This is a genomic window from Phaeobacter sp. CAU 1743 (assembly GCF_039839315.1).
Taxonomy (GTDB): domain Bacteria; phylum Pseudomonadota; class Alphaproteobacteria; order Rhodobacterales; family Rhodobacteraceae; genus Phycobacter; species Phycobacter gallaeciensis_A.
Genome location: NZ_JBDOQR010000010.1, coordinates 1 through 25,184, shown reverse-complemented (window position 1 = coordinate 25,184; position 25,184 = coordinate 1). Strand labels below are relative to the sequence as shown.

21 protein-coding genes are annotated in these 25,184 nt (G+C 61.8%); 15 read left to right on the top strand and 6 right to left on the bottom strand.

Translation table 11 applies throughout. From position 1 onward, the window contains the following. Nucleotides 1-35 precede the first annotated feature (35 nt). Nucleotides 36-200, bottom strand: coding sequence for a DUF2256 domain-containing protein (locus tag AAFO90_RS05980; RefSeq protein ID WP_347508844.1), 165 nt, complete (start codon nt 198-200; stop codon nt 36-38). Next, nucleotides 200-1,708 (bottom strand): deoxyribodipyrimidine photo-lyase, encoded by a 1,509-nt coding sequence (locus tag AAFO90_RS05975; protein WP_347508843.1) that lies wholly within the window; start codon nt 1,706-1,708, stop codon nt 200-202. Before AAFO90_RS05975 ends, AAFO90_RS05980 begins: the two co-directional genes overlap by 1 nt. 184 nt (nt 1,709-1,892) lie before the next feature. Between AAFO90_RS05975 and pepN the strand changes: the two genes are divergently transcribed. The 3 genes from pepN (at nt 1,893) to AAFO90_RS05960 (ending at nt 6,379) form a co-directional block, all read left to right on the top strand. Further along, the gene (gene pepN, locus AAFO90_RS05970; protein WP_347508842.1) at nt 1,893-4,457 is read left to right on the top strand and encodes an aminopeptidase N; all 2,565 of its coding nucleotides are present in this window, start codon (nt 1,893-1,895) and stop codon (nt 4,455-4,457) included. 16 nt (nt 4,458-4,473) lie between these two features. After that, nucleotides 4,474-4,920 (top strand): hypothetical protein, encoded by a 447-nt coding sequence (locus AAFO90_RS05965; protein ID WP_347508841.1) that lies wholly within the window; start codon nt 4,474-4,476, stop codon nt 4,918-4,920. Nucleotides 4,921-5,080: 160 nt separating this feature from the next. Beyond that, nucleotides 5,081-6,379: a hypothetical protein gene (locus AAFO90_RS05960; protein WP_347508840.1), complete on the top strand. Its 1,299-nt coding sequence runs from the start codon at nt 5,081-5,083 to the stop codon at nt 6,377-6,379. Nucleotides 6,380-6,469: 90 nt separating this feature from the next. On the opposite strand, the gene AAFO90_RS05955 is transcribed toward AAFO90_RS05960, so the two are convergent. After that, nucleotides 6,470-8,836 carry a Tex family protein gene (locus AAFO90_RS05955; RefSeq protein WP_347508839.1) on the bottom strand — a complete coding sequence of 789 codons (2,367 nt, stop codon included), beginning with the start codon at nt 8,834-8,836 and terminating at the stop codon, nt 6,470-6,472. Nucleotides 8,837-8,963: 127 nt separating this feature from the next. Further along, nucleotides 8,964-10,718: a hypothetical protein gene (locus tag AAFO90_RS05950; protein ID WP_347508838.1), complete on the bottom strand. Its 1,755-nt coding sequence runs from the start codon at nt 10,716-10,718 to the stop codon at nt 8,964-8,966. 364 nt (nt 10,719-11,082) lie between these two features. Here AAFO90_RS05950 and gatB point away from each other — a divergent pair, with 364 nt between their 5' ends. The 4 genes from gatB to AAFO90_RS05930 all read left to right on the top strand — a co-directional run bounded on the left by gatB (nt 11,083) and on the right by AAFO90_RS05930 (nt 15,674). Further along, nucleotides 11,083-12,591 carry an Asp-tRNA(Asn)/Glu-tRNA(Gln) amidotransferase subunit GatB gene (gene gatB / locus AAFO90_RS05945; RefSeq protein WP_347508837.1) on the top strand — a complete coding sequence of 503 codons (1,509 nt, stop codon included), beginning with the start codon at nt 11,083-11,085 and terminating at the stop codon, nt 12,589-12,591. 198 nt (nt 12,592-12,789) lie between these two features. Continuing rightward, complete coding sequence (locus tag AAFO90_RS05940; protein ID WP_347508836.1) at nt 12,790-13,683, top strand: hypothetical protein; 894 nt, start codon at nt 12,790-12,792, stop codon at nt 13,681-13,683. A 112-nt stretch (nt 13,684-13,795) separates the two neighbouring features. Next, complete coding sequence (gene pepT / locus AAFO90_RS05935; RefSeq protein ID WP_347508835.1) at nt 13,796-15,034, top strand: peptidase T; 1,239 nt, start codon at nt 13,796-13,798, stop codon at nt 15,032-15,034. Nucleotides 15,035-15,170: 136 nt separating this feature from the next. Beyond that, the gene (locus tag AAFO90_RS05930) at nt 15,171-15,674 is read left to right on the top strand and encodes a DUF4177 domain-containing protein (protein WP_347508834.1); all 504 of its coding nucleotides are present in this window, start codon (nt 15,171-15,173) and stop codon (nt 15,672-15,674) included. A gap of 36 nt (nt 15,675-15,710) precedes the next feature. Here AAFO90_RS05930 and AAFO90_RS05925 read toward each other — a convergent pair whose 3' ends face one another. After that, nucleotides 15,711-15,965, bottom strand: a complete 255-nt coding sequence (locus AAFO90_RS05925; RefSeq protein ID WP_274828888.1) for a BolA family protein — start codon at nt 15,963-15,965, stop codon at nt 15,711-15,713. Between the two features lie 106 nt (nt 15,966-16,071). Here AAFO90_RS05925 and AAFO90_RS05920 point away from each other — a divergent pair, with 106 nt between their 5' ends. The 7 genes from AAFO90_RS05920 (at nt 16,072) to AAFO90_RS05890 (ending at nt 23,478) form a co-directional block, all read left to right on the top strand. Then, the gene (locus AAFO90_RS05920; protein WP_347508833.1) at nt 16,072-16,695 is read left to right on the top strand and encodes a J domain-containing protein; all 624 of its coding nucleotides are present in this window, start codon (nt 16,072-16,074) and stop codon (nt 16,693-16,695) included. A gap of 274 nt (nt 16,696-16,969) precedes the next feature. Beyond that, nucleotides 16,970-17,950, top strand: a complete 981-nt coding sequence (cobS, locus tag AAFO90_RS05915; protein ID WP_065273067.1) for a cobaltochelatase subunit CobS — start codon at nt 16,970-16,972, stop codon at nt 17,948-17,950. 19 nt (nt 17,951-17,969) lie between these two features. Beyond that, entirely contained in the window at nt 17,970-18,671 is a 702-nt protein-coding gene (locus AAFO90_RS05910; RefSeq protein WP_347508832.1) for an aspartate/glutamate racemase family protein, read from the top strand. Beyond that, nucleotides 18,668-20,545: a cobaltochelatase subunit CobT gene (gene cobT, locus AAFO90_RS05905; protein WP_347508831.1), complete on the top strand. Its 1,878-nt coding sequence runs from the start codon at nt 18,668-18,670 to the stop codon at nt 20,543-20,545. Before AAFO90_RS05910 ends, cobT begins: the two co-directional genes overlap by 4 nt. A 12-nt stretch (nt 20,546-20,557) precedes the next feature. Beyond that, nucleotides 20,558-21,208, top strand: a complete 651-nt coding sequence (locus AAFO90_RS05900; protein ID WP_347508830.1) for a 2-hydroxychromene-2-carboxylate isomerase — start codon at nt 20,558-20,560, stop codon at nt 21,206-21,208. Between the two features lie 75 nt (nt 21,209-21,283). Continuing rightward, nucleotides 21,284-23,074, top strand: a complete 1,791-nt coding sequence (locus AAFO90_RS05895; RefSeq protein WP_347508829.1) for an aminopeptidase P family protein — start codon at nt 21,284-21,286, stop codon at nt 23,072-23,074. Nucleotides 23,075-23,136: 62 nt separating this feature from the next. Further along, nucleotides 23,137-23,478: a DUF427 domain-containing protein gene (locus AAFO90_RS05890; protein WP_274828896.1), complete on the top strand. Its 342-nt coding sequence runs from the start codon at nt 23,137-23,139 to the stop codon at nt 23,476-23,478. Nucleotides 23,479-23,810: 332 nt separating this feature from the next. Here the strand turns inward: AAFO90_RS05890 and AAFO90_RS05885 are convergent, their stop codons facing one another. Continuing rightward, the gene (locus AAFO90_RS05885; protein ID WP_065273789.1) at nt 23,811-24,002 is read right to left on the bottom strand and encodes a hypothetical protein; all 192 of its coding nucleotides are present in this window, start codon (nt 24,000-24,002) and stop codon (nt 23,811-23,813) included. Between the two features lie 91 nt (nt 24,003-24,093). On the opposite strand from AAFO90_RS05885, the gene AAFO90_RS05880 reads away from it, so the two are divergent. Further along, a complete protein-coding gene (locus tag AAFO90_RS05880) occupies nt 24,094-25,005 on the top strand; it encodes a LysR family transcriptional regulator (protein ID WP_274828898.1) in 912 nt (303 codons plus the stop codon). Nucleotides 25,006-25,184 lie beyond the last annotated feature (179 nt).

Here is a 25,184-nt window from a genome sequence, read left to right as displayed (position 1 = left end):
GGTAAACCTTTTTTACCAATTTAAGCGCAGCTGTTTCAAATCTTCTTTGCAGATGCGCCCTTTGCCATGCCGCGACAACGGGCCGAGCAATAGATGACCTGCTCCCAGTCCCGCGCCCATTTGCGCCGCCAGGCAAAGGGGCGCGCGCAAACCGGGCAGGTCTTCGTCGGTAGCTCTGTTTTCTTCCTGATACGTGCCATTAAAAATCAAAACTCAGCTGATCAGCGCCCTTCGCAGGCCGTTTTACCTGCCTGCCCCGGGCGCGCGGGGATTTACGGCTGGCGTGTTTCGTCACGATGCGGCGGGCGACGGTGCGAAATCCGTCCTGCTGCCGCACAGCCCAGACCGCATCGCGCGCCGCCCGCGCCGCTGTCTGCACATCGACGATCGGAGCCGGATATGCCTGCCCCAGCAGCCGCCCAGCACCCTGCCACTTCCACGGCTCCTGCAGGAACCGGTCCGGCACCTCGGCCAGTTCCGGCAACCATGCCCGGGTAAAGGCGCCTGTGGGGTCCTGATCCAGCCCCTGTTTCACCGGGTTGTAGATCCGCAAGGTGTTCATACCCGTAGTGCCTGACTGCATTTGCACCTGGCTCCAGTGGATGCCCGGCTCGTAATCGGTGAACATGCGCGCCAGATGTCGGCCGGTTGCCCGCCAATCGAGCCACAGATGATAAGAGGCTACCGACATCACCATCGCCCGCATACGGAAATTGAGCCATCCGGTGGCGGTCAGGCTGCGCATGCAGGCATCAACAAAGGGCAGCCCCGTTTCGCCCCTCTGCCAGGCCGCCAGTCGAGCAGCATCCGGCTCCATGGGCCTGAGCCCTTCAAACGCCGGATGCAGGCAGCGGTGTTCGATATCAGGCTGGTCCTCCAGCTTCTGCATGAAGTGATCGCGCCAGGCCAGACGCGCCTGAAAGGATTTCAACGACCCGGACCAACCGGCCTGGCGCCCCACCCCTTGCCGGGCTTTCGTGGCCTGCACCACCTCTCGCACGGAGAGCGTGCCAAAGGCGAAATGCGGCGACAGGCGGGAACAGGCCGTTGCGCCCTCCAGAGGCGAGGACATGGCGCGGCGATAGTGCTGACCGCGATGGTCCAAAAAACTGTCAAGGCAGCGCAACCCCGCCCGGCGTCCGCCCGGTTGCGCATCGACAATCCCGTCAAGCATCAGACCAAGGTCTGCGGCCGCAGGCATCGGATCGCTGTCGCAGCGTATCCCCTCGACGTGATCGGGCGCACTGACCGGCGCCTGCCCCATGAAACCGTTCCGCGCCCGCTGCCAGCCGTCCCGCGCCGTCAGACCGCGCACCACTCCGCATTGCGGCAACTCGATCCAGCGGATGCCACGCGCCCGCGCCCACCCCGCGACACGCTTATCACGCGAATAGGTCCAACCGTTTCCGGTTTCCTCATGGCTGACGAGATGGTCGACAGGGTATTGCCGCGCCAGCCCGTCCAGCACCTCAACCGCATCTCCAACACGAAGAACCAGATCCGCACCACAGCGGCGCAGCGCCTCACGCAGGCCGGGCAGGCTTTGCCGCAGGAAATCATACTGTCGGACAGAGGCATCCTGCTGCCGCCACAATTCCGGTTCGACAACATATAGGCACAGGACCGGCCTGCCCAAGGCGACCGCATGTGCCAGCGCCGGATGATCCTCAATGCGCAGGTCGCGCTTGAACCACAGGATTGTCGTCATTGCCGGGCGGCGCCTCCTTGCCTGCAGCACCGCGCCAAGGGCCGGGCGCGATTTGCGCGCTCTGCGCTTGCTGCTCCGGGCTGCATTGCATACCACTATGTTCAAGATACGCGCGCCCCTGCCTGCCGGTTCAAAACAATCCGGGCAGGAAACGCGCCGCGCCACAGATCCACAGGAGCCCGCCATGAAAGATGCCGCACCCGAAACCGCGCCCGAGACATTCTATCTGAAGGACTACACGCCCTTCGGGTTCGAGGTGCAGAGCGTCGAGCTGACCTTCAGGCTGGCGCCCGGGGCGACACGGGTTCTGAGCCGGATCCACTTTGCCCCGAAGCCCGGCGCGGCAAACCCCGAATTCTTCCTGCACGGCGAACAGCTGAGCCTGATCAGCGCAGCCGTGGACGGCGCCCCCGTGACCCCGACGCTTACCGAGGGAGGTCTGACCTGCGATGTGCCAGACCAGCCCTTTGTCTGGGAGGCCGAGGTCGAGATCGACCCACAGGGGAACACCGCACTCGAAGGGCTTTATATGTCGAACGGCATGTATTGCACCCAATGCGAGGCCGAGGGATTTCGCAAGATCACCTATTACCCCGACCGCCCGGATGTGATGTCCACCTTCAAGGTCCGCATCGAAGGGGATGAGCCGGTAAAACTTTCCAACGGCAACCCGACCGCCAACGGTGCGGGCTGGGCCGAATGGCACGACCCCTGGCCCAAACCGGCCTATCTCTTTGCACTGGTGGCGGGCGATCTGGTCAACCATCCCGACAGTTTCACCACCATGTCCGGCAAGGAGGTCGAACTCAACATCTGGGTGCGCCCGGGGGATGAGGGCAAATGCGCCTTTGGCATGGAGGCGCTGAAGAAGTCCATGAAATGGGACGAGGACGTCTATCGCCGCGAATATGACCTAGATATCTTCAACATCGTGGCCGTGGATGACTTCAACATGGGTGCGATGGAGAACAAGGGCCTCAATATCTTCAACTCCTCCTGCGTTCTGGCCTCGCCCGAGACCTCGACCGATGCCAATTTCGAACGCATCGAGGCGATCATCGCGCATGAGTATTTCCACAACTGGACCGGCAACCGCATCACCTGCCGCGACTGGTTCCAGCTCTGCCTGAAAGAAGGTCTGACCGTCTTCCGCGACGCCCAGTTCACCGCCGATATGCGCTCCGCTCCGGTCAAGCGGATTTCGGACGTGATCGACCTGCGCGCCCGCCAGTTCCCCGAGGACGGCGGTCCGCTCGCCCACCCGGTGCGCCCCGAACAGTTCCAGGAAATCAACAACTTCTACACCGCCACCATCTATGAAAAAGGCGCCGAGGTGATCGGCATGCTGAAACGTCTGGTGGGCGATGAAGGTTACGCCAAGGCGGTAACACTGTATTTTGACCGCCACGACGGGCAGGCCTGCACCATCGAAGACTGGCTGAAAGTTTTTGAGGACGCCACCGGACGCGATCTGTCGCAATTCAAACGCTGGTACAGCCAGGCAGGCACGCCGCATCTGAAAGTGTCGGAAGACTATGCCGATGGCACCTACACGCTGACGTTTGAGCAAAGCACGCGGCCCACCCCCGGCCAGCCGGACAAGGATCCCCGCGTGATCCCCATCGCGGTCGGCCTGCTCGGTCCGAACGGCGATGAGGTCTGCGCCACCCGGGTGCTGGAAATGACCGAGGCAAAGCAAAGCTTTACCTTCGATGGGCTGGCCGCAAAGCCGGTTCCTTCGATCCTGCGCGAATTCTCTGCGCCGGTGATCCTGGAACGTGACACATCCAACGCCGAGCGCGCCTTTTTGCTGGCCCATGACACCGATCCCTTCAACCGCTGGGAGGCCGGCAATGCGCTTGCCCGCGAAGCGCGGGTTTCCATGGTGCTCGAAGGCGCCGCGCCGGATGCCGATTATCTGGATGCGCTGCAGAAACTGCTACGCGACGACAGCCAGGATCCGGCATTTCGCGCGCTGGTGCTGTCACCGCCCAGCCAGTCCGACATCGCCCAGACCCTGTTTGAGCGCGGCCATGTACCAGACCCGCAACAGATCTACGATGCGGCGGAAACCTTTGCCCAGACGCTGGCACAGCAGCTCGCCGACAGCCTGCCCCGGCTTTATGCGGATACCACCGTTGCAGGCGCCTATTCCCCGGATGCGATAAGCAGCGGCAAGCGTGATCTCAACGGGCGCATCCTGTCGCTTCTGACCCGGCTTGACGGCGGTCAGCAAGCGGCGCGCCAGTATGAAGACGCCGACAACATGACCCAGCAATACGCTGCCCTGGCCTGCCTGCTGAAGGCTGAAAAAGGCGATGCACAATCCCAGGCGTTTTTCGAACAGTGGCAAGGCGACCGGCTGGTGATGGACAAGTGGTTTGCCCTGCAGATCGCCTCTGCCACGCCGGAAACCGCTGCGGGGATCGCCCGCGATCTGACCGGGCATGATCTTTTCACCCTGAAGAACCCCAACCGGTTCCGCGCGGTGATGGGGGCGCTGGCCGGACATCACGCCGGGTTCCACCATGCCTCGGGCGCGGGTTATCGGTTGCTGGCCGAGAACCTGATCGCCCTTGATAAGCTGAACCCGCAGACCACCGCCCGCATGTGCGCCGCCTTCCAGACCTGGAAACGATACGATGCAGACCGTCAGGCGCTGATCCGTGCCGAGTTGGAACGGATCGCGGGCACCGAGGGGCTGAGCCGTGACACCACCGAAATGGTGACCCGGATCCTGGATGCCTAAGGAGAACACTCCTCCCATGCCGAAAACCGCCCCTGTGGAAGACTATCACTTCCGCAGGCAGGGGCGGTCTACCGCACTGGTTCTGGCGCTGACAGCCTGGCTTGCGGCGCTGGCCGGGCTGTATTTCTATGCGCAGGCAACGCCATGGCTGATTGCGCTGTTGTTCCTGCCGGTCATTCCCGGCCTGTTCGATCTGGTAAAGAACCCGGGCTCCGGCCTTGATGTGACGGCGGAGCAGATCGTCTGGTTCACCGGCGGCGAGCAGACGGACCTGGCGCTGTCACGCATCGCGCAGCTGCGGCTTGATACCCGGCTGGATCTTTCGATCCGCGCAACTCTTATCCTGACAACGGGCAACAAGCTGCGACTGCCGCAGCCCGTCGTGCCGCCTGTGGCCGAGCTGACCCACGCGCTGGATCAGCGCGGCATCGCCCATGAGCGGCATCATTTCTCACTTTTTTAGTAGTATTTTACAGGTTTACCCTGTTCATTATACCTTTTCGAAAGGACCTCTCCCGTTTTTCCGGATCGGCTCCTTCAGTTCCCCAGAGCTGCCATTTTTGCGCCGCAATGCGCCATCAGTTTGCGGGGGACGAAGCAGTACCAATTCGCCGGAAACGAGAATGCCAAGATCCCCCTTTCAACTTTTGGATATCCTGTCCCGCCTCCCCGTTTCCCTGCCTGACCGGCTGAAACGACGCGACGCCACGACCGCCGTTGCTGCACCGGCCTCAGTGCGCGCTGAGCCAGCGGCTCACTATGCGCGTCCGGAGGATAGCCTGTCGATCTCGATCTGCACTGAGAGCGACGAGGATACCGCCTGCTGTGCCTTGCAGAAGGAGGGGCAGTTCCTTGCCCGACAAGAGCGCTGGCAGGAGTTGTCAGACAGGATCGCAGAGGCCGATCAGGCACGGTTCACCACTCCCGGCGGCATGCCCGAAGCCGAGCTTCTGGCCTATGGCGCACGCGCCGATGTGGTCAACGCGGTGGAACATGCCCTGAACGATGGGCAGCCCCGCGATCAACGGCAGCTTATCGACGGGGTGATGGCACTAGAGGCCATCCGCAAGGATCACCGCAAAGACCCCTATTTGACCGCGCTGATCGCGCTGGCCCATATCGATATCGGCTGGGTTTGGCGAGGTCCGGGGCTTGAGGAAACCGTCTCCAAGGTACACCTGCGGCGCTGCGCCGCCCATTTTGAACGCGCTGCCACGCTGCTATCGGGCATCGCGCCCGGTCTGCCCGGCAGTGCCTTCCTTGCAGCGGCGGACTGCGCGCTCTTTGCCGCCCGCCGCGCCGAGACGCTGCATGTAGCCGATGCCTATGCCCGGCTGATCGATCTGGCACCGCAGAACCACCGCCCCATGCGCGCCCTTGGGCTTCAGATGCTGCCACGCTGCTCCGGTTCCTATCCGGCGCTGGAGCTGGAGGCCCGCCGCACCGCTTCGCGCACGCAGGATATCTGGGGCTCCGGTGGCTACACTTGGGTCTATTTCGACGCCCTTGCCACCGACTCGGCAGCCGGGGCCCTCGTCGATCCGCAGTTTTTCATTGACGGGCTGAAGGACATCCTGGCCGCCCATCCCTCGCAGGATATGGCGAACCTTCTCAGCGCCTATTGCGCGGTGGCACTGGGCGGCGCGCAGATGGATGGCACGACGCCGCAGACGCCCCGGCAGGAAATCGCAAGCGCCGCCAGCTGGCTGATCCGCGACCACTTGCGCGAAGTACATCCCCTGATCTGGGCCCATGCGGCGAATGGGTTTGACAACAGCGCCCGAGTTACCTCGCTGCGCCGTTTCTCGGCTCGCGGGCAGGCACAGGCTATGAGCTTTATCGCGCAGATTTTCCGGGATGAGATCGCCCATGGCCAGAAGATCGCAATCACGCCGGACGGGCTGCACGTGACCACCGGCTAGGCGCGCGCCCTCCGGCAACGCGGTACTGTCAACAGACACAGAAAAGGCCGGGACATGCCCGGCCTTTTGCGTTGCGGCTTCACCCTGCGTTCAGGTTTTCTTGAAGGCATCCATCAGTGCTGCGCCCAGCGCGCCGGTGGCGCCACCTTTATCCTGCGCCGGTTTCCCCTTGGGGCCAGCCGTCATCTTCCCCCGCGCAGGCGGTTTGCCACCGCGACGGTTGCCCGGCCCCTGCCCCGGACCAGCGCCGCGTTCCTTGCGGTTTTCCCGGGCCGACGCGCCGCCGTCCTTTTTCATCGTCAGGGCGATCCGTTTACGCGGCACGTCCACCTCGGTCACGGTGACCTTCACCACCTGCCCGGCTTTCACCACCTCGTGCGGGTCCTTCACGAACCGGTCGGCCAGCTGGCTGACATGCACCAGGCCGTCCTGATGCACGCCAATGTCCACGAAGGCACCAAAGGCCGCGACATTGGTCACCGTACCTTCCAGCACCATGCCGGGTTTCAGATCGGTGATCTCCTCAACCCCGTCAGTAAAGGAAGCGGTGACAAAACTGGGGCGCGGATCGCGGCCGGGTTTTTCCAACTCGCTCAGGATGTCGCGCACCGTAGGCAGGCCAAAACTATCGTCGACGAAGTCTTCGGCGCGAATGCCGCGCAGGGCGGTATTGTCCCCCATGATCTGACGGATATCCCGCCCGCAGGCCGCCACAATCTTGCGCGCAACGCCGTAAGCCTCGGGGTGCACAGAGGATGCATCCAGCGGCTCCTTGCCGTCCCGGATACGCAGGAAGCCCGCGCATTGTTCAAAAGCCTTGGGGCCAAGCCGCGCAACCTTCAGCAGTTCCTTTCGGGACTGGAACGCCCCGGCGGCATCCCGATGCGCCACGATCGCCTCGGCCAGCCCGGGGCCAAGCCCCGAGACATGCGCCAGAAGCGGCGCCGAAGCCATGTTGAGGTCGACGCCGACGGCGTTCACCACATCCTCGATCACCGCCTCCAGTGATTTCGACAGTTTGTGCTGATCCACATCGTGCTGGTACTGACCAACCCCGATGCTCTTGGGCTCGATCTTCACCAATTCGGCCAACGGGTCCTGCAGTCGGCGGGCAATGGAAACCGCGCCGCGCAAGGAAACATCGAGATCGGGAAATTCCCGCGCCGCCAGTTCGGAGGCGGAATAGACCGAGGCGCCCGCCTCGGAAACCACCACCTTGGTCGGCGCCTTGATCTTGGCCGGCAGGTTCTTCAACACCTCGGCCACCATCCGCTCGGTCTCGCGAGAGGCGGTACCATTGCCGATGGCGATCAGCTCGACGCCGTGCTCCGCGATCAGCTTCAGGATCGATACCTGCGCCCCGCGCAGATCGTTCTTGGGCTGAAACGGATACAGCGTCTCTGTGGCCACCAATTTCCCGGTCGCATCAACCACTGCCGCCTTGACGCCGGTGCGAATGCCCGGGTCCAGCCCGAGGGTCGGCCGCGCACCGGCTGGCGCTGCGAAGAGGAGATCCTTGAGGTTGCGGGCAAAGACCTGGATCGCATCCTCCTGCGCCCGGGCGCGCAGATCACCCATCAGTTCCAGCATCATCGACAGCGACAGTTTCACCCTCCAGGTCCAGCCTGCGACCTTGCGCAGCCATTTGTCGCCGGGCCCATCGCCGCCAGCCCCCAGAACTGCGGCCACCATGGCTTCGGCCCTTGCCACGCCCTCTTCCGGGTCGGGGCCGATATCTAGCGTCAGCACGCCTTCGTTCGAGCCGCGCAGCATCGCCAGCGCCCGGTGCGAGGGTACATCGGCCCAGCGTTCGCGATGATCGAAGTAATCAGAGAATTTGGCGCCTTCCTGCTCCTTGCCTTCGACCACCCGTGCCGTCAGCAGGGCGTCGCGTTGCAGGAACTCCCGCAGACGCCCCAGAAGGTCGGCGTTCTCGGTCAGGCGCTCGGTCAGGATATCGCGCGCACCGTTCAGGGCATCCTTCACCATCGCCACCGCCTCGGTGATATAGCTTTCGGCCAACGCCTCAGGCTCAAGGTTGCGGTCGGCAAGGATCGCCTCGGCCAATGGTTCCAGCCCGTTTTCCCGCGCGATCATCGCCTTGGTACGACGCTTGGGTTTGTAGGGCAGATAGATATCTTCAAGCTGCGCCTTGGTCTCGGCCTTGGCAATCTTGGCTGCCAGATCGTCGGTCAACCTGTCCTGACTGCGGATCGATTCGAGGATGGTTCCCCGGCGCGATTCCAGCTCCCGCAGGTAGGATAGGCGCTCGTCCAGGGTCCGCAGCTGGGTATCGTCCAGACCGCCGGTCACCTCTTTGCGGTAGCGGGCGACAAAAGGCACCGTCGCACCCTCATCCAACAACTGCACGGCGGCGCTGACCTGTTTGGCGGCAGCGCCGATTTCGGTTGCGATGGTCTGGGCGATGCGGGCGCTGATCTCGGGCGATGTATCCACGGGCGGGGTCCTCTTCCTTGGCGCGGTCATGGCGCGGGGAGACCCTTCTTAGCCTTGGCGACAGGAGCCGCCAAGGGGGTGACGAATGCACCTGTGCGCATCCGCCATTTTTCAGCCGTCAGGGCGCTCAGAAGTAGATGAAGTCATCCCAGCTGAGCTCAGAGGCACTGACATTTTCAAGCAGCACCGTATCGCCCGCGCCATAGCCAACCAGCGTGCCATCGACCACCGAGGTGATGGTGATATCCCCCTGGGTCACAACCTGCATTTCCAGCAAGTCGACACCCACTTCGAAATCAGTGATGACGTCAGCGTTGCCGCCTTGTTCAAAGGCGAAGACATCGGAATAGGCACCACCGTTCAGGGTGTCATTGCCGGTGCCGCCAGCCAAATAGTCAAACTCCTTACCACCGCTGATCACATCGTCGCCATCACCGCCAATCAGGTAGTCAAAGCCGTCGCCACCGGTGAGAACGTCATTGCCATCTTCGCCGAACAGGTTGTCGTCTCCTGCCCCGCCATCCAGCGTGTCGTGCCCGACCCCGCCATCAAGGCTATCATGGCCCGCGCCACCAAACAGCGCATCCTCGCCTTCATTGCCCAGCAGGTCGTCATTCCCCGACTGGCCATAGACAACATCGTTGCCGCCATCGGCCCAGATGTAGTCATTGCCAAGTCCGCCATCCAGCGTGTCAGCGCCATAGTTGCTGGAGATGATATCGTCCTGGGCGCTGCCGATAAGGTTGCTCGCCTCGATACCGTCGATGGTGATGAAGCGGTTGCTGTAGAGGAATGTCATCCCGCTGAAGTCATAGCTGCCGCCGGCCTCCAGGCGCAGGCCTTCGTCTTGCCCGGCAACCCCCAGCTGGATCTGCTCGATACCGCGCAGCTCTGCATCCGCGCCGATGCGGTTGTTGTCCCTGCCGGTGAATTTCAGCGTGTCGATCCCGGCGCCACCACTCACGACGCCATCCAGGCGCCCTTCCGCTGATGCGTGCAGGATGAGATCATCGCCGCCGCCCCCGTGCAGGGAATCGCGGCCCTCGCCACCATCCAGAGTGTCACTGCCATTGCTGCCGGAGAGAAGATCGTCGCCGGTGCCTCCGACCAGGTAATCATCGCCATCCCGTCCGAAAATCAGATCATCGCCAGCATCACCCCAGATGTAGTCATCGCCAAGGCCGCCATCCAATGTGTCGTCGCCATAGCTGCTGAAGATGTTATCGTTCTGGGCACTGCCGGTGACCTTGGTCGCCAGCGTGCCATCGACAAAGATATCGCCGGTGCTGTCGAGGAATGTAATTGCGCTGAAATTGTAGGAGCCGCCGGACTCAAGCCGCAAATGGCCTGGGGTCTCTGCATCGCCCAGCTGGATCTGCTCAATGTCGATCAGCTGCGCATTCGCGCCGATGGAGGCACTGTAGGGGCCAGCGAACCTCAGCGTGTCGATCCCGGCGCCGCCGACCACGACGGTGTTCAAAGGCCCCAAAATCGTGTTGTACTCGATCACGTCGGCGCTATCGGCATCCACCAGTGTAAAGTCCGACTGGTCGATATTGGCGGCATCGACGTTTTGCAGGAAGATACTGTCACCTTCGCCGTAGGTCACAAGGGTACCGCCCTCGACCGAGGAAATCGTGACATCGGACCAGGCCGCACCGCGTATTTCCAGCGTATCCTGTCCGTCGACAAAATCGGTGATGGTGTCCATCCCATCCCCGGAGCGGAAGGCAAAATGGTTAGCACCAGCACCGCCAGTCAGCCTGTCAGAGCCACTTCCCGCGTAGAGGGTGTCGTTGCCAAGACCGCCATCGATCACATCATCGAAAGCGGTTCCGAAAAGGATATCGTCTGCGTCTGTTCCAGTTTTAATATTCGCCATATCGGCTTGTATCCTCTGAAGTATATGGTTTTTGCCATGTGTCGGCAAAAACCCGCATAAGATGCATTTGCATACATATCAACAACTTTATCGAGACCAACTTGGTTAGTGCTCCCGCTTTAGGTGATCCGCTATTCTGGACAGAGACATCGCTCAGACGTCGAAAGACCCCAGTTTTCTTGTACAGTCAGGAGAGCCGAAGCCTGATGCAGACGGCGCGACCTAGGCCGATCCGGGTCGCCGCAAAAAATCGACACTTTAAACTAAACTGCAGGTCACAGGGGCGCTGCCGCCATTGCCTCTTGCTCCTCGCGCCCGGCAGCCCTAGAACGCTGGGCAAACCAGATATTAGGAGCCGGCACCCATGCTCGACCTGACATATGAACTCCCCAAGCCCAAGGTGATCTCGGGCGCCAAGCATGACTGGGAACTGGTCATCGGCATGGAGGTGCATGCCCAGGTCAGCTCCAATGCGAAACTCTTCTCTGGCGCCTCGACCCAATTCGGCGCCGAGCCGAACTCCAACGTCTCCTTCGTGGATGCGGCGATGCCCGGCATGCTGCCGGTGATCAACGAATATTGCGTCGAGCAGGCGGTGCGCACCGGGCTGGGCCTCAAGGCGGATATCAACCTATGGTCAGCCTTTGACCGCAAGAACTACTTCTACCCCGACCTGCCGCAGGGCTATCAGATTTCGCAGCTCTACCACCCCATCGTCGGCGAAGGCGAAGTTCTGGTGGAACTGGGCGATGGTACCGCGCGCATGGTGCGCATCGAACGTATCCACATGGAGCAGGACGCGGGTAAATCGATCCACGACATGGACCCCAACATGTCTTTTGTCGACCTCAACCGCACCGGCGTCTGCCTGATGGAGATCGTCTCGCGCCCCGATATCCGGGGCCCCGAGGAAGCTGCCGCCTATATCGCCAAGCTGCGCCAGATCATGCGTTACCTGGGTACCTGTGACGGCAACATGCAGAACGGCAACCTGCGCGCCGACGTCAACGTGTCGATCTGCCTGCCGGGCGCCTATGAGAAATACCAGGAAACCCAGGATTTCTCGCATCTCGGCACCCGCTGCGAGATCAAGAACATGAACTCCATGCGCTTCATCCAGCAGGCGATCGAGGTGGAAGCCCGCCGCCAGATCGCAATCGTCGAAGCTGGTGGTGAGGTCGAGCAGGAAACCCGTCTTTACGACCCGGACAAGGGTGAGACCCGCTCGATGCGCTCCAAGGAAGAGGCGCATGACTACCGCTATTTCCCCGATCCCGACCTGCTGCCGCTGGAGATCGAACAGGACTGGGTGGATGACATTGCCGCCAACCTGCCCGAGCTGCCGGATGAGAAAAAGGCCCGCTTCATCGCGGACTTCGGCCTCACCGATTATGACGCCTCGGTTCTGACCGCAGACGTGGAATCGGCTGCCTATTTCGACGAGGTCGCCAAGGGCCGCAACGGCAAGCTGGCCGCCAACTGGGTGATCAACGAGCTGTTCGGCCGCCTGAAAAAAGAAGACCACGACATTACCGACAGCCCGGTCTCCCCGGCGCAGCTGGGCGGGATCATCGATCTGATTTCCTCGGATGCCATTTCGGGCAAGATCGCCAAGGACCTGTTCGAGATCGTCTATACCGAAGGTGGTGATCCGGAACAGATCGTCGAAGAACGCGGCATGAAGCAGGTGACCGACACCGGCGCGATTGAAACCGCACTGGACGAGATCATCGCCGCCAACCCCGCGCAGGTGGAAAAGGCCAAGGTGAACCCGAAACTGGCGGGCTGGTTCGTCGGTCAGGTGATGAAGGCCACCGGCGGCAAAGCCAACCCCAAGGCCGTGAACGAGCTGGTCGCCAAGAAACTGGGCTGAGCCAAAGCACATCGATTACGAAAGGCGCTCCATCCGGGGCGCTTTTTTCGTCCATGTAATCATAAGGGCAGCAGCCGACCTATGTGTGGGCTAAGCCCCTATTTGGAAGACGGGCCTTGGTTTACACGGAGATACGAACCTACCCTTGACGCCCCGTGCACTCTAGCCCAGCCTGCTGCAAAAATAGATGGACGCCCCATGCAGATTACCATCCATATCGGTTTTCCCAAATGCGCCTCGACATCGCTTCAGGCGTATTTGGCCGACAACGACGCGCTGTTTCGCTCATCCGGGCTGCTCTACCCGGAACGACACCGCCTACGCACGGGCTACAGACACCATGGCCCCTTGCTCGCCAATGATCTTGATCTAGGCGCAGCAGTGAATGACATCATTGACGAAGCCCAGTCCAATGGATGCAGGCGAATTCTTCTTTCGACAGAGGAATATACGACCAACCGTACAGGTCGACTCGCGGCACTCACGGATGAATTTTCCAAACGTCTCGGCACCGAAGCCGTATCCCTGCTCTGCCTGCTGCGCGAACCTATCGCGATGCTTCGTTCCAGCTATCAGCAATTTGTTCGGGCCGGCCTCTGGGGTATCAATCGCGACAGGTTCTACAAGGAGACCAACGGGTCGATCGAGGCCTATATCGACGCCTTTTACGCGGCGCGTGGCTGCCATTGGTTCGCCTACGACTACCTGCTGGCCTCAGCATTGACAAATGTCACGGCCGGGAACCTGACCGTGTGGGACTTGGACCGGATTCCGGATCTTGCTGGCCAGCCAAACAGCCATTTCTCCCTCCCCGACGGTCAAAACGCCGCCGTCAAGAATACACGAATTTCCACAGCTCGCATCCAGTTGCTACGCCAGTTTCAGCAAGAATTCGGCCAGCAAGCATACACTGAGAACAAGCGTATTCTCATACGCAGAGTCGACCTATCGGATCAGAACTGGGCACCGCAGATAGCGATCGACAAGGGGCTTGACCTGCCGGATGACGTGGTGCTCCAGCGCTTTCCGCACATGCAGGAGCATAAGGCACGCGCGATGGGCATGGATGGGCCTTTGCCGACCACGATCTGAGGATCGCCATTCGGTAAGCGGTATCCCAGCGGACCTGCAAGAGGTAACTTGACGCAGCGTGCGCTCTGGACCAGCCTGCCGCCAAACGAACACGCCCACCTTGGAGCACCCCATGAAAACCCAATTCGATCAGGCCCTTCAGGAGCGCTTGGTGCGCTATGCCGCCATCGACAGTCAAAGCGATGAGACCTCGCCCTCCTCCCCCAGCACCGCGATCCAATTCGATATGCTGAACCTGATGGTGGATGAACTGAAAGAGATCGGCGCGCAGGATGTGGAGCTGACCGAATACGGCACGGTACTCGCCACCGTGCCCGGCACGGCAGAGGGGCCGACCGTGGGGTTCCTCGCCCATGTGGACACCGCGCCGCAGTTCAACGCCACAGGGGTCAAGCCACGCGTGATCAAGGGCTACAACGGCGGCGACATCACATATCCCGACAATCCCGATCTGGTGCTCTCGCCCAAGGACCACCCCTATCTGGCGGGTAAGGAAGGCCACGATCTGGTGACTGCATCTGGCACCACCCTACTCGGCGCCGATGACAAGGCAGGCGTGGCCGTGGTGATGACGCTGGCGCAGCACCTGATCGACAATCCAGACATCCCCCATGGCCCCATCCGCATCGCCTTTACCCCGGACGAAGAGATCGGCCGCGGCGTCGATCCGCAACTGCCCAAGGATCTTGGCGTCGATTTCGCCTATACGCTGGATGGCAGCGATGTGGGTGAGATCATCTATGAAAGCTTCTCGGCTGACCGCGCCGTGGTGACGATCAAGGGCGTGTCGATCCACCCCGGCTGGGCCAAGGAGAAGATGGTCAACGCAGCGCATCTGGCCTCCAAGATCATCCAGACCCTGCCCCAGGCCACAATGACGCCGGAAACGACCGATGAGCGCGAGGGTTTCCTGCATGTGACCGACATGAACGGTAGTTCCTCCGAGATGGAGATCAAGCTGATCCTGCGGGATTTCGAGCGGGACGGGCTGGCCGCCAAGGGTGATCTCTTGCGCAAGGTCTGCGACGCCGTGCAGGCAAGCGAGCCGCGCGCGGAGATCACCTGCGAGATCTACCCGCAGTATCGCAACATGCGTTACTGGCTGGAGGATGACATGACCCCGGTGGATCTGGCGCTGGAGGCCTGCAAGGCCAATGGGATCGAGCCGATTTCCATCCCGATCCGCGGCGGCACCGATGGATCGCGCCTGACCGAGCTTGGCGTGCCGACGCCGAATATCTTCTGCGGCATGCAATGCGTGCACGGACCGCTGGAATGGGTTTCGGTGCAGGACATGGCCGCGGCGACGAACGTCTGCCTGACCCTGGCGCAGCTGGCTGCGAAGAAGTAACCGCCCCCACCGCGCGGCGCCCTGCCGCCGTCGCAGATGTAGAGAGAATGTCACGGCCTGCGCCGCGTTCCGGCGGCGCAGCTTGACCCCTCGCCTGCATCCGCTAAACCTTCGGGCTAGTCGTCAGGAGTCCGGCATGCAGCCTTATGAATACAAAGTGGTTACCGCCCCGCATAAGGGCACCAAGGCTAAGGGCGTAAAAACCCCCGAGGATCGCTTTGCCCACTCGGTCGAGATCACGCTCAACCAGATGGCCGCTGAAGGCTGGGAATACCAGCGCGCAGAATTGCTACCCTCGGACGAACGTTCCGGGCTGACCGGATCGACAACCAACTGGCGCAATGTGCTGATTTTTCGCCGCGCGCTGGCCCCTGCCCCCGTGCAGCAGGCCCCGGCGGAGGACACAGGCGCGGCCGCCCCGCCGCTAACGGCCACAGCTGGCGACCCCGAAGCCCCCACAGGCGCAACCCCAGTTCCCGGTCCCGGCGCAGCGCAGATGCAGGGCGACGATGGTGTCGAAGAACTCAGCCCGGTTTCGGGCGTGACGACAGCGCTCAAAACCCGGGCCAGCCTGTCAGCGACGCGCGATCTGCCTGAAAAGCCGACAGGCGATCCCGAAGACGACTCCGGAACCCGCTGAGGATACCGCGCCCGCTTGGGGCGCAATAAGCCGTGCTTAACTGCCGATATCCAGCGCCAGCGCGTGAATACGCGGCACGATATCACCCAATGCCTTGTGCACCGCGCGGTGCTGCTGAACCCGGTTCATCCCGGCGAAGGCCGCAGCGCGGATTTTCACATTAAAGTGACTCTCACCCGCGCCGTCATGACCGGCATGTCCGATATGGCTGTCGCTGTCGTCGACGACCTCCAAATGGCTGGGCTGGAACGCCTCTTGCAGGCGCATTTCCATTTCGCTCTTCACGCTCATTTTCCGCTCACTCTCATAAAAATTTCCCCTCCCCCCTTCTATCTTCTGCCCCTTAGACTAAACTGCTTGCTCCGAGTCGAGCAGATCCGTCTAGAAGGTGCGCCCCATGAGCAAATCAGATCCCTTTGGTTTCGATATGTCCGTCCGCTCCGCGAAAAAGAAAAACCCACGCGGGCGACGTGCCGTATCCGGAGCCTCAGAAACATCGGTGCGAACCTGCGCCAAGGACGGCTGCGAGGAAGCCGGCAAGTTCCGCGCCCCCAAAGCCCCCGATGTGCTGGATGAATACGTCTGGTTCTGTCAGGAACATATCCGGGAATACAATCAGAAATGGAACTTCTTCCAGAGCACGACCGAGGCTGAATTGAACGCACAGGCCTCCAAAGACAAGGTCTGGGAACGTCAGACCCGCCCGATGGGCGACCCCGAGGCCCGCGCCTGGGCGCGCCTGGGCATCGAGGACCCGCATCAGGTGCTGGGGGCCAATGCCACCCGCAACCCCGGCAAGAACGCGAAATCCGGCCGCCGCCTGCCCGCCACCGAGCGCCGCGCACTTGAGATCCTGGAAGCCCGCGACGACTGGTCCAAGGCTGAGATCCGCAAGGCCTACAAGAAACTGATCAAGGTTCTGCACCCGGATATGAACGGCGGCGACCGCAGTCAGGAAGAACAGCTGCAAGAGGTTGTCTGGGCCTGGGACCAGCTGAAAGAGAGCCGCAGCTTCAAATAACCGATCTGCGCATTTTGTGATCAGGGCCCCACCGGGGCCCTTTTTCGTGCAGGATCTGGCCGTCGTACATTCTTCGCTCTAAGCCCGTTTCAGCGCTCCCCGTATACGCTCATATCCTCTGCCACAGCCCGCCAAACACGCATCCACCGCGGTGAGACGTCGCGCAATTGTACCGCTCACATACCTTTCGCTTGCCCTTCTCCGTCAGATCGGGCACCAATCCCCCGAATTACGCCCCCAGACCGCCGGGGCACAGAGATAAGGATCGACTGCTATGAGCGACGGCATGCTGGATATGAATGCGAAACCGACCGAGACCATTTCGGTCCGTGATGTGTTCGGGATTGACACCGACATGACCGTCAAGGGCTTTGCCGAAGGCTCTGACCGGGTGCCGGCGCTGGATCCGACCTACAAGTTCGACCCCGACACCACGCTGGCCATCCTTGCGGGCTTTAGCCACAACCGCCGCGTGATGATCCAGGGCTATCACGGCACGGGTAAATCGACCCACATCGAACAGGTCGCTTCCCGCCTCAACTGGCCCTCGGTGCGCGTCAACCTCGACAGCCACATCTCCCGGATCGACCTGATCGGTAAGGATGCGATCAAACTGCGCGACGGCAAGCAGGTCACCGAATTCCACGAAGGCATCTTGCCCTGGGCGCTGCGCAATCCGGTTGCCATCGTATTCGACGAATACGATGCGGGCCGTGCCGACGTGATGTTCGTGATCCAGCGGGTTCTGGAGCATGACGGCAAGCTGACCCTGCTCGACCAGAACGAGATCATCACCCCGAACCCCTTCTTCCGCCTGTTTGCCACCGCGAACACTGTCGGTCTGGGCGATACCACGGGCCTTTACCACGGTACCCAGCAGATCAACCAGGCCCAGATGGACCGCTGGTCGCTGGTCTCCACGCTGAACTACCTCAGCCACGATGCCGAAACCGCCATCGTCCTGTCCAAGGCACCGCATTACAACACCGAGAAGGGCCGCAAGATCGTCAGCCAGATGGTCACCGTTGCGGATCTGACCCGGACCGCCTTCATGAACGGTGACCTGTCCACCGTGATGTCGCCGCGGACCGTGATCAACTGGTCGCAGAACGCCGAGATTTTCCGCGACGTGGGCTATGCCTTCCGGCTGTCGTTCCTGAACAAATGCGACGAGCTGGAACGTCAGACCGTGGCCGAGTTCTATCAGCGTTGCTTTGACGAGGAACTGCCCGAAAGCGCGGCAAACGTCGCCTGAACCCGGTAAGGACACTCCCATGCATATCGGCCTGATCGGTGGAATCGGCGTTGCGGCCACGGTGGTTTATTACCAGCGGCTGACGGCGGCGATGGCCGCACGGGGCCTGCCGCTGGAGCTGACCATCGTCCATGCCGATGTGCAGGAGCTGATCCGCAACAACCTGTCGGACAACCGCGCGGCCCAGGCCGAAATCTATGCAGGATTGATCGACCGTCTGCGCGACGCCGGGGCCGATTGCGTTGCCATCACCTCTTTGGGTGGGCATTTCTGTTTCGACGAAACGGTGGCGCTGTCTTCCCTGCCGCTGGTCTCGGCAGTCACGCCGCTGGACGATTATTTTGCGGCACAGGGGCTGAACACCGTTGGCCTGCTGGGCACCCGCGTGGTGATGAAGACGGGCCTTTATGGGCAATTGAAGAAAACCCGCGCCGTGGCGCTGGAGGATGAGATCGAGGACCTGGGCCAAAGCTATCAGGACATGGCCGTCGCCGGGGTATGCACGCCGCAAAAGCGGGCGCTGTTCCTGGATGCAGGACAGCGGATGGTCGATGGTCTGGGCGCCGATGCCATCGTGCTGGCGGGCACCGATCTCAACCTGGCGTTTGACGGGCAGGATCCGGGCTATAGGGTGGTAGATGCGCTGGATGTGCATGTGGACCTGCTGGCGCGGCTGGCGGCCGATGAAGCCGACCTCGATGAAGTGAGAGCGAAAATATGAGCAAACCGACCGACAACCCGGCAGATCCGTTCAAAAAGGCGCTGGCTGAAGCGACCAAGGTGATGGCCGACGATTCCGAACTGTCGGTCAGCTACACGGTCGACCCGGCCGGGCTTTCGGGCGATTCCATGCGCCTGCCGCAGGTCTCCCGCCGGATGACGCGCGAGGAAGTGCTGTTGGCCCGCGGCACTGCGGATGCGCTCGCTTTGCGCCACAAGTTTCACGACGATGCCGTCCACGCGAAATATGCGCCGCAAGGCGAGATGGCCCGTGATCTGTACGAGGCGATGGAAACCGCCCGCTGCGAGGCGATGGGCGCGCGCCACATGCCGGGCACCGCATCGAACATCGACGTCAAGATCCGCAACGAGGCGATCCGGCGCGGCTATGATCAGATGAAATCCTCGACCGAGGCGCCGCTGGCTGCTGCTGCGGGCTATCTGGTCCGGCAGATGGCCACGGGCCGCCCGCTGCCCGAAGGCGCCGCCAACGTGGCCGAGCTATGGCGCGGTTATATCGAGGCCGAAGCCGGTGAAACGCTCGGCGACCTCGAAGAGAAGATTGCCGATCAGGCGGAATTCGCCCGCTTTGCCCGCCAGATTATCACCGATCTCGGCTATGGCGACCAGCTGGGCGATGACCCCGATCAGCCGGATGAGGATCAGGAAGACCAGGCCGAAGAGGACGCCGAAGAGCAGCAGGATCCCGACAGCTCCGGCGAAGATGATTCCGACGACGAACAGGCCGATGCGGATGCCGAACAGGCACAGGAGCAGCAGCAGGACGAAAGCCAGGCCCAGGTCTCGATGGACGAGATGGCTGAGGACGAGCTGTCGGAAGAAACCGAAATGCCCGATGGCGAGGCGCCGCTGGACCCGCCCCCGCCGCCGCCTGCCTCAGAAGCGGATCCCGACTACAAGGTGTTCCTGGACACCCACGACGAGGAAATCGCCGCAGAAGATCTGGCCGAACCAGCCGAGCTGGAGCGCCTGCGCGCCTATCTCGATCAGCAGCTGGAACCGCTGAAGGGCGCCGTTTCCCGCCTTGCCAACAAGCTGCAGCGCCGTCTTCAGGCGCAGCAGAACCGCTCCTGGGAGTTCGACCTGGAAGAAGGTATTCTGGACGCAGGCCGTCTCGCGCGCGTTGTCGCCAACCCGACCACCCCGCTGTCGTTCAAACGCGAAAAGGATACCGAGTTCCGCGACACCGTGGTGACGCTGCTTCTCGACAACTCCGGCTCGATGCGGGGACGTCCGATCTCGATCGCGGCGATCTGCGCCGACGTTCTCGCCCGCACCCTTGAACGCTGCAACGTGAAGGTCGAGATCCTCGGCTTTACCACCCGCGCCTGGAAGGGCGGCATGGCGCGCGAGGCCTGGCTGAACGAAGGCCGCCCGCAGCAGCCTGGTCGTCTGAACGATCTGCGCCACATCATCTACAAGGGTGCCGATGTACCATGGCGCCGCGCGCACCCGAACCTTGGCCTGATGATGAAAGAGGGCCTGTTGAAAGAGAACATCGACGGTGAGGCGCTGGAATGGGCGCACCGCCGGATGGTCGGCCGTCCCGAGGCGCGCAAGATCCTGATGGTGATTTCCGACGGCGCGCCGGTAGATGATTCTACCCTGTCGGTGAACCCGGCGAACTTCCTGGAAAAACACCTGCGCGATGTGATCGCCATGGTGGAGAAGAAAAAGCTGGTGGAGCTTCTGGCCATCGGCATCGGCCATGACGTCACCCGCTACTACGACCGCGCGGTGACCATTACCGATGTCGAACAACTCGCCGGAGCCATGACCGAACAGCTGGCGGCGCTGTTTGACAGCGACCCGCGCGCCCGCGCCCGTGTCATGGGCATCAAGAAGGCCAGTTAAGAGAGCCCCGGCATGGCGCAGCGCAAGATCGAATATTTCTACTCCACCCATTCCGCCTATGCCTATCTTGGCTCCAGGCGGCTGGCAGAAATCTGCGCGGCCCATGACTGCCAACTGATCCACCGCCCCTTTTTGTTGTCGCCAGTGGTGGAGCAGGCAGGCGGGCGTCCCTTTGCCGGGCGCAGTCAGGCGCATGTCGATTACTTCTTCGGACGCGAGATCGAACGCTGGGCCGCCTATCGCGGCGTTCCGATCATTACCTACCGCCCGACCTACCATGACAACGCCCTGACCCTTTCCAGCGGCATGGTGATCATGGCCGAACGTCTGGGGCAGGACGTCGATGCCCTTGCCCATGCGTTGCTTGAGGCGCATTGGCGCGATGACATCGACCTGATGAACCCCGAGCAGCTGTCACAGGCTGCACGAAACGCCGGGCTTGCCCCCGAACCGCTGCTTGCAGGTGCGATGGCGCCCGATGTGCAGGCGGTTCTACTGGCAAATACCGATGCGGCCCTGCGGATGCATCTGTTCGGATCACCGACCTATGTGCTGGATGGGGATCCCTATTACGGACAGGACCATCTGGAACTGCTGGAATTCGGCCTGCGCCAGCCCTTCCCCAACACCGCCTTTCAGAACCCACCTGTCGGCACGGCCTGAATTTCCCGGGTTGCACCCGGCCCCGCTTCGCTGTTCTCTGGCGCGGTTGACACCCGCCAACGCAGGAGGCTCCCCATGTTTCAGTCATTCGACGTCACCGCCCGCCCGGATCAGGGGCCGCCCCGGCTGCAGGCGCTGCGCGCAGAGCTGGATCGGGAGGCGCTTGATGGCTTCCTTGTCCCCCGCGCCGATGCGCATCAGGGTGAATACGTCGCCCCGCGGGACGACCGGCTTGCCTGGCTGACCGGCTTTACCGGCTCTGCAGGGTTTTGCGCGGCCATGGCCCATGTCGCGGGTGTCTTCATCGACGGACGCTACCGCACGCAGGTGAAACAGCAGGTCGCTGATGTCTATACCCCGGTGCCCTGGCCCGAGGTCCAGCTGCACGACTGGCTGAAGGAACAGCTGCCGGATGGCGGTCGCGTCGGGTTTGATCCATGGCTGCACGCCACCGGCCAGATCGCCGACCTGCGCAGACAGCTGGACGGCAGCGGCATCATGCTTGTGGATTGCGAAAACCTGGTGGACCGCATCTGGGAGGACCAGCCTGCACCGCCCGCAGAGCCCGTCATCGCCCACCCCGAGGCCTACGCCGGGGAAAGCGCCGCCGACAAATGCGGACGGCTGGCCAAGGGCCTGCGCGAGGCCGGACAAGAGGCCGCCCTGATCACCCTACCCGACAGCATCATGTGGCTGCTGAACATCCGCGGATCGGACATTCCACGCAATCCGGTCGCCCATGGCTTTGCCATCCTGCACAGTGATGCGCGTGTGGACCTGTTCATGGACCCGTCGAAACTAGAGGGGCTGGCGGATCACTTGGGCGCAGGCGTAACCGTACATCCACCTGCCGGTTTCCTGAATGCCGTGGGCGCGCTCAATGGCGCCGTGGCGGTGGACCGGGACAGCCTGCCGCAGATCGTTGCCGAGACTCTGGGCGACCGTCTTCAGCCGACAGGCGACCCCTGCGCCCTGCCCAAGGCCTGCAAGAACGCGGCAGAGATCGAAGGCAGCGCCGCCGCCCACCTGCGCGATGGCGCCGCTGTGGTGGAGCTGTTGGCTTGGCTCGACGACCAGGCCCCGGGCAGCATCACCGAAATCGACGTGGTCAAACAGCTGGAAACGCTGCGCCGCCGGGACGACAGGCTGCGCGATATCAGTTTTGACACCATTTCCGGCACCGGAGCCAATGGCGCCGTGATCCACTACCGCGTCACGGTCGAGACCGACACGGTACTGCAGGACGGCGATCTGCTGGTTCTGGACAGCGGCGGGCAGTATCTGGATGGCACCACCGACATCACCCGCACCATTGCTATTGGCGCCCCGGGAGCCGAGGAACGCGCCGCCTTTACCCGCGTGCTGCAGGGCATGATCGCAATCTCCCGCCTGCGCTGGCCACAGGGACTGGCCGGGCGCGACATCGAGGCCATCGGGCGGATGCCGCTGTGGCTGGCCGGGCAGGATTTCAATCATGGTCTGGGCCATGGCGTCGGCGCCTACCTCAGCGTACACGAAGGCCCGCAGCGCCTCAGCCGTGCCTCTGCGGTGCCGCTGCAGCCCGGAATGATCCTGTCCAATGAACCGGGATATTATCGCGAAGGCGCCTTTGGCATCCGGATCGAGAACCTGATCGTCGCCCAAAAGGCCCCTGCCCTGCCCGGCGGAGACGCAGAGCGGGACATGCTGGACTGGCGTACCTTGACCTTTGTCCCGATCGACCGGCGGCTGATTGACGCAGATATGCTATCAAGGGAAGAACGCGACTGGCTGAATGCTTATCATGCGCAGGTCGCCCAGAAAATCCGCCCGCTGATCAGCCCCGCCGCACAGGCCTGGCTGGATCAGGCGACTGCGGCGATCTGATACCCGGCTGTTACATTGCCGGGGCAAGACATGCATACCAATGACGAGATGGGGAAAATCACATGAGCAAGATCCGAATTCGCAAAGCAGATGGCACCTGGGTGGTGCGCTCGGGCGGGGCCGTTCTGGGCGAAACCAACCGCGCATTGGAGCTGAGCGAAGAGGGTCATGCGCCGGTCATCTATTTCCCGCGCGAAGACATCGCCATGGCCTTTCTAGATCCCAGCAGCAAGACGACGCATTGCCCGCACAAGGGCGATGCCTCCTATTTTTCCATCGTGAACAAATCCTCGGTGACCGAGGACGCTGTCTGGAGCTATGAGGACCCAATCAGTGACGTGGGCGAAATAAAAGGCTATTTGGCGTTTTATCCCAGTGACTCCGTGAAGATCGAACAGATCTAACTCTGCCGGGCCAGCAGGGCCGCGTTATACGCCACAGCTTCTAGGCGGCACAGCGTTTTACCGGCGCTGTGCCGTTTTCAAAGCGATTAAGAACCGATTGCAATCATTAAATTTAAACTGACCGACAGCGGTACCGCGCGACCTGCGCGTATCATTGACAATTATACAAAATTTTGGACCGCCTATACTTCCGTGCCCTTGCCAATGAGGGGCTCGAAGCTAGATCACGGTCGGCACCTATTCCGGCGCCCACGGCCGGTCAAAGCGGCCCATCAGGACCGCCCCGATATCAGGATTTCAAAGTGGCCCAACAGCCTGAAAGCAGATCACCCCTACAACAGTACAGAACGGACCAAATGCCGTTTTGCCTGTTCCAGAGCTTCCCCCGACCCAAAGACATTTGCGTCTCTGGCGCATTCGATTGCGTAGTTGACCAACGCTTCGAGGGCCGCCTGTTCTTTGTCCTGCTCGCTCGTTTTGTTTTGTACTTCGACCTCTTTCGGGTCGAATTTATAAGTACGCATATTTTCCCTTCCGCACCCCATTTACGCCCGTTGCCGTTAACTTTACTTAAAAAAGCGGTTCATCCAATCCAGCGAAAGAAAAAATTAATAAATGCGTGACGTAGATACATCTCAGTTGAGTGGTCGGCTGCTTCGGGTCTTTTTAACAGTTTACGATGAAATGTCCGTCAGCAAGGCCGCTGAGCAGCTGAACATCAGCCAATCCACCGTCAGTCACAACCTGGAAAAACTGCGCTGCATCATAGGCGACAAGTTGTTCGTGCAGGCCGGGCGCGGGATCGTTCCCAGCCCACGCGCGGAACGCCTGGTGCCCAAGGTCCGACGCCTGTTGGCCCAGATGGATGCGCTGGTGGACCATGGGGAATACGTCCCCGCCAATGACCCCGATCCTTTTGTGATCGCCACAAACGGCGGCGTTCTTGTCCCCGAGGTCAACCGAACCTGCACGCGCATCTGGCAGGAAGTTCCCAGAAAACGCATGGTGTTCCGCGAGCTAGGCCCCAGCGCGAATGCCGAAAACCTGCTGGAGCGTGGGATTGCCGATTTTGCCATTGCCCCCCGCCCCGAAGTCTATCCCGCGACCCTGTGCCATGCGCATCTTTTCTCCGAGGGCTTCCGGGTCTTTTACGATCCTGAGGTGCGCGGACCGGTAAAGGACGTCTACGACTACTCTGGCGCCAGCCATGCCACGCTGGATTTCGGCGGCCCCTACAAAAGCACCGTGCAGAGCGCGCTGGAGGCCCTCAACCTGTCACGCGACATTGCCGTCAGCGTGCCGAATGTCTGGCTGCTGGCCGAGGTGATCCGTGGCACCGACACGGTTGCCACCCTGCCGGCCATGCTAATAAATTCTGCGTTCCGGGGGTTCAGCAGTTCTCCGCTACCGCTGAGCGTTCCGGATGCAGAATTTGATCTGGTCTGGCATCGCCGGTTCGATGGATCATCCCGATTGGCATGGCTACGTGAGATTCTCACCGAAACCCTGAAACAGCCCGCCAGCTGAGGCACACCAGAACCGCCCCGGGTCTTAGCTGTGTTCCTCTGCAGCCGTTGCCACTAAAGCGGTTCCAGCTTTCATTGAATCAAAGGGGATTCACAGCGGGCTATTTTTCTGATTCATCCTGTTCAGGAGGATCAGATCATGCCCAACCCGCTTTCTGCCGATATTCGAGCCCGTTTTGA